The organism is Spirillospora sp. NPDC049652 (assembly GCF_040675125.1).
Lineage (GTDB): Bacteria > Actinomycetota > Actinomycetes > Streptosporangiales > Streptosporangiaceae > Spirillospora.
On sequence record NZ_JBFAOF010000566.1, the window covers coordinates 1 to 4,716 of the forward strand.

At 70.7% G+C, this 4,716-nt stretch carries 4 protein-coding genes; all 4 read right to left on the reverse strand.

What is annotated here, in order from left to right:
• Window positions 1–70 precede the first annotated feature (70 nt).
• From AB0J52_RS27925 to AB0J52_RS27940, 4 genes are read right to left on the reverse strand one after another with little or no spacing between them, the layout of a single operon-like run.
• On the reverse strand, window positions 71–1,141 hold the full coding sequence (locus AB0J52_RS27925; RefSeq protein ID WP_500185373.1) for a hypothetical protein: 1,071 nt from the start codon (window positions 1,139–1,141) through the stop codon (window positions 71–73).
• A gap of 29 nt (window positions 1,142–1,170) precedes the next feature.
• A complete protein-coding gene (locus AB0J52_RS27930; protein WP_500185375.1) occupies window positions 1,171–2,481 on the reverse strand; it encodes an MlaD family protein in 1,311 nt (436 codons plus the stop codon).
• On the reverse strand, window positions 2,478–3,641 hold the full coding sequence (locus AB0J52_RS27935; RefSeq protein ID WP_500185377.1) for an MCE family protein: 1,164 nt from the start codon (window positions 3,639–3,641) through the stop codon (window positions 2,478–2,480). The genes AB0J52_RS27930 and AB0J52_RS27935 overlap by 4 nt, the downstream gene beginning before the upstream one ends.
• Window positions 3,641–4,648 (reverse strand): MCE family protein, encoded by a 1,008-nt coding sequence (locus tag AB0J52_RS27940; protein ID WP_500185379.1) that lies wholly within the window; start codon window positions 4,646–4,648, stop codon window positions 3,641–3,643. The genes AB0J52_RS27935 and AB0J52_RS27940 overlap by 1 nt, the downstream gene beginning before the upstream one ends.
• Window positions 4,649–4,716: the final 68 nt, after the last annotated feature.

Sequence of the window (4,716 nt, forward strand, 5' to 3'; positions counted from 1 at the left end):
GCCCCCTGGCCCCCGGGGGGGGGGGGGGGGGGGGGGGCCGCCCCCCCCCCCCCCCCCCACGCCGCACGCGTCACTTGCTCGGCGTCGCCGACGGCGTCGCGGACGGCTTGCCGCCGTTGCCGGACTGCCCGTTCTGACCGTTCGGGCTGACCGGGATCTGCCCCGAGCTGGAGCAGTCGCTGCTCTGCTGGTTCACCCCGGACGGGAACTGCTGCGTCACCTTCCACGCGCCGCCGCTCTTCACCAGCGACAGCCGGATCAGGCTCGCCGGGGCGGACGTCGAGCCCTGGCTGCTCTGCAGCGTGATGTCGGTCGCGACCGTCGCCGTCGCGAACTTGCCGTTCACGTCGCCGACGAACACCTTGGTCGTCTTGGACGTGAACGACAGCGTCGAGTTCGCCTTGAACCCGTCGGTCAGGTTCGGGACGGTGCAGCGCTTGTAGAGGTCGAGGAGATCGCCCGCGAGCATCTTCTGGACCTTGTCCATGCGGTCCTGGTAGTTGGACGAGTTGTAGGTGAGCACCGCGTCGCCGAAGGCCGCGGCGGACTTCTCCACGTCCTCCCGGGCGCGCTCGTCCCCCGACAGCTTCGACGCCTTCGTCCACTGCCAGATGCCGAAGCTGGCGAGCAGCGCGACGACCACCACCGTGACGATCGCGGCGTTGCGTCCCATGGAGAAGCCGCTCGGCCTGGAACCGGAACCGGAACCGGAACCGGAACCGGAGCCGCCGTCACCGTCGCCGTCATCGGCGTCCTCGTCCGAGGACGAGGCGAGGTGACGTGTCTTCGTCGGCTTGCCGGCGGCTTCCCCGGCCTCGGCCGGTTCTTCCTCGACGACGACGGGCTTCGGCTTTGCCTTCGCGGCGGGCTTCGGCTTGGGAGCGGTCTCCGGCTCGGCCTCCTCCACGAGCAGCTCGCCGGACTCGATCGCCTCCAGCACCTCGTCCAGGTCGTCCTCGTCCTCGATGACCTCGATGACGCGGACACGCCGCTTCCGCTTGGCCGGAGCCTTGGGCCGCGCCTCCTCGTCGCTCTCCTCGCCGGCCTTCTCACCGGACTCCTCGCCGGGCGCCACCGCCTCGCCCGCGGTCTCCTCCGCGGGCTCGTCCTTGCCGGCGTTCCTGGTGGTCTTCGCAGTCACTTAGAGCACTCCTAGCGGGGACTATGGACTCACTCCCTGCGACGGCGGCGGCGGCGCGGCCGGGGCAGGCGGGACAGGCGGGACATCACGGGCACCGAGCCCATCGTCACCCTGATCAACACCATCAGGGCGACAACCGGGGGGACGTACACTAGCCAAGCGGGCGGTCCGGATGAAGGGTTTCCGCCCTGTCCCGCGGCGTTCCTGGCGTTGATGCGGTCGAGCGCCGGATCGTGCGCCGGCAGGGTGTCCCCGGTGTTCTTCCCCTTGTAGGGCTTCTGCGGGACGGCCCCCGGCACCCGTCCGCCGGGGCACGTCGGCGGCGTCGTCACCTGGGGCTGCGGCTGCGGGTACTTGTACTCCAGCGCCGCCTTCGTCTTGAGCGTGAACATGAACGCCACGTTCAGCACCGTCTGCCCCTGGTGCTGCCCGATGATGCCGTTCAGCACCGTCCGAAGCTGCGGCGCGAGCTGGAAGATCTCCCGCAGGTGGGTCAGGATCGCCGGGTCGTACTTCTTGAACTGCAACGTCCCGAGGTTGTCCACCATGCAGTCGAAGTCGGCGCCGCTCTTGTCGAGCAGGGTGTTGAACGAGTCGAGCAGCCCGGGCGCGCGGTCGCGCAGCTCGGCCAGCTCGCCGCGCACCTCGCTGAGCGCGCCGGTCAGCGACGCGAGGTTGTCCACGCCCTCGCCGAGCGCGTTCCGGTTCTGGTTCAGGACGGTCGAGATGCGGCTGAGGTCCTTGACCAGGCCGTCCAGCATCTGCGTGTTCCGCGCGAACGTCCCGGCGAGCTGGTCGCCGCCCTGGACGATCTGCCGCAGCGAGTCCTGCCGTCCGGACCAGCCTGCGGCGAGCTCGTGCGTGATGACCTTCGCGTCCTCGGGCTTGACCGCCTTGAGCGTCTGCAGGACGGCCGCGAACAGGTCGCTGTACTTCGGCGGGACGGTCGTCTTCGACTTCGGGATGACCGTGCCCGGACGCATCGGCGCCGCGTGCCCCATGCCGGGCGCGGGCGTCAGCTCGACCACGGGCTCGCCGACCGCCGACTTGCGGGCGGCGGCCGCGGTCGCGCCCTGCGGGATCTTCACGCCCCGGTCGATGCCGAGCCGCACCACGACCCGGTCCTTGTCCAGCCGGACCTGCTGGATGTGCCCGACGCGCACGCCCAGGTAGTCGACCTCGAAGTTCGGGTGCAGGCCGGGCGACGACTCGAACTCCACGGTCAGGTGGTAGGGCCGTTCGATCGCGTCGAACCGGACGACGTTGGTGAACGCCCACACCGTCATGAGCACCGCGAGGGCGGCGAACGCCCCGAGGTTGATCGCGATTCGCCTGTTCATCGCGGCGGCTCCAGCAGCGAGTCGAGGTCGGGGAACGCCTCGCGGATCTTGGGCGGGAGCACGCTGGACGGTTTCCTCTTGCCCGACGTGCCGTTCCCACCGCCCCCACCGGAGGCGGCCGGCGGGCGGAGGCCGGGGAAGACGGGCGTGCCGTCCGGCCAGACCACCTTGAGCACCGGGTACATCATCAGCGTGCCGTCGTAGCTGGCCAGCGGGAGCTTCTCCTCGAACGCGACCAGGCCGTTGACGAGGTCGGTGAGGCGGGTGCGGTCCCGGCCGAGCTGGGCGATGATCGGGTCCACGTCGTTCAGCAGGCGGCGGAAGGTCGCGACGCGTCCGACCAGCACCTTGTCGTTGAGCTGCGCGGCGGCGTAGGTGAGCCGGTCGAGCGTGCCGAGGATCTTGTCCTTGTCCTTGTTCAGCAGGTCGGTGGTCCTGGCGATCTCGCCGGGCGCGCGGCTCAGCGCGTCCCTGCCGTCGGCGAGCGAGCGGCCGAGGCGGGCGAACTGGTCGATCGACTCGCCGAGTTCGGCGCGCTGGTCGGCGAACAGCTTCACCAGGTCGGCGGTCTGCCGGACGGTCTTGTTGAGCTTGTGGCCCTGGCCGTCCAGGGCCTGCGCGCCCGCGTTGACGATGGTCGCGAGGTCGTTGCCCGCCAGCGACTTCAGCAGCGGGCCGGTCTGCCCGACGACCTGCTCGAACGCGGGCTGGACGGTCGTGTTCTCGATGCGGGCGCCGTTGGCGAGGTACGGGCCGCGGTCCATGCTGCCGCCGGGCGGCAGGATCATGTCCACGTAGTTCTCGCCGAGCAGCGAGGTCACCTTGATCTCGGCCCGGGTGCCCTGCGGGAGGTGGTACCGGTCCATGATCGCCATGCTGACCTTGGCCTTGTAGCCGTCCCGCTCGACCGCCAGCACCGTGCCGATCTTGACGTCCGACATCTGGACGCTGTGCCCGGCGACCAGGCCCTGCGCGTCGTCGAAGTCGGCGACCAGGTGCACCTTGCCCTTGGGCGCGCCGAAGGTCTGGTAGGAGCAGCCGGTCAGCGCCAGGGACGCGGCGAGGACGAGCCCGGCCAGCCTCCGCGCCCGCGCCGTCCGCCCCTGCGCAGCCAGCCCGCGCGTCGTCGTCCGCCCGCGCGTCGCGGTCCGTTCGCGCATCAGTGGCCTCCGCGAAGGTCGCCCGAGCCCTGCCAGGGGCAGTTGGAGTTCGGCTTGGGGAGGGGGCAGCCGACGTCGTCGTCCCGGAGGATCGACTTGAGCCACGTCCGCAGGAACGCGTCGGTCGCTACCCGGATCTGCAGCGACTTGTTCTTCGGGTTGTAGCCGTTGATGAGCGCGCCGCTCAGGTTCGGCAGCGCCTTGACGAGCTGCGCGATGCGGCCCGCGTTGCCCTTGAGGATCAGCGCGACGCGGGTGAGGACGGCCAGGTCGGACGGCAGTTGCCCCTGGTACTTGTCCAGCAGCTTCTTGCCGTTGCGGGACAGCTCCACCAGGCCGCGCACCAGGTCCTGGATCTCGCCGCGCTCCCCGGCGAGGACGCGGCTGGCGGCGCTGAAGTCCTGGATCATCTCGCCGAGCACCTGCTCGCGGCCCCGGACGACCCCCGCGAGCCGGTGCAGGTTGTTCGCGACCGCGATGAGGTTCTTGTCCTGCCCCGCGACGTTCTGGACGAGCCGGGCGCTCTCCTCCAGCGTCGCGTTGAAGGTCTTGCCGTTGCCGTTGAAGGAGGTCGCGGTCCGGTCGAGCGCGGGCTGCACCTTGGTCGGGTCCAGCGCCTTGGCGAGGTTGGTGAACGAGCTCAGCGCGTCGTCCACCTCGACCGGGACGCTCGTCCGCTCGATCGGGATGACGTCGGAGGTCTCCTTCTGGTCGCCCGGCTTCCACGCGGGGTGCAGGACGAGGTTGCGCTCGCCGACCAGGTTCAGCGGGACGATCGACGCCTGCACGCCCTTCGGCAGCGGGACGCCCCGGGAGATGTGGAAGCGGACCCGGATGCGGTCGCCCTCGGCCTGGACGGAGTCGACCGACCCGACGTCCGCGCCCATGACCTTGACCTTGGACTCCTTGTAGAAGGAGCGGGCCTTCGGCAGGTAGACGGTCATCTCGCGGTCGCCGCCGCCCCCGGTCGGGGCCAGCGAGCAGCCGCCGAGGACGGTCGCGAGCACGGCGCACGCGGCGACGAGCGCGCGGTTACGGGGGTAGCGACCGGTGCGGCCGGTGCGGCCAGTGCGGC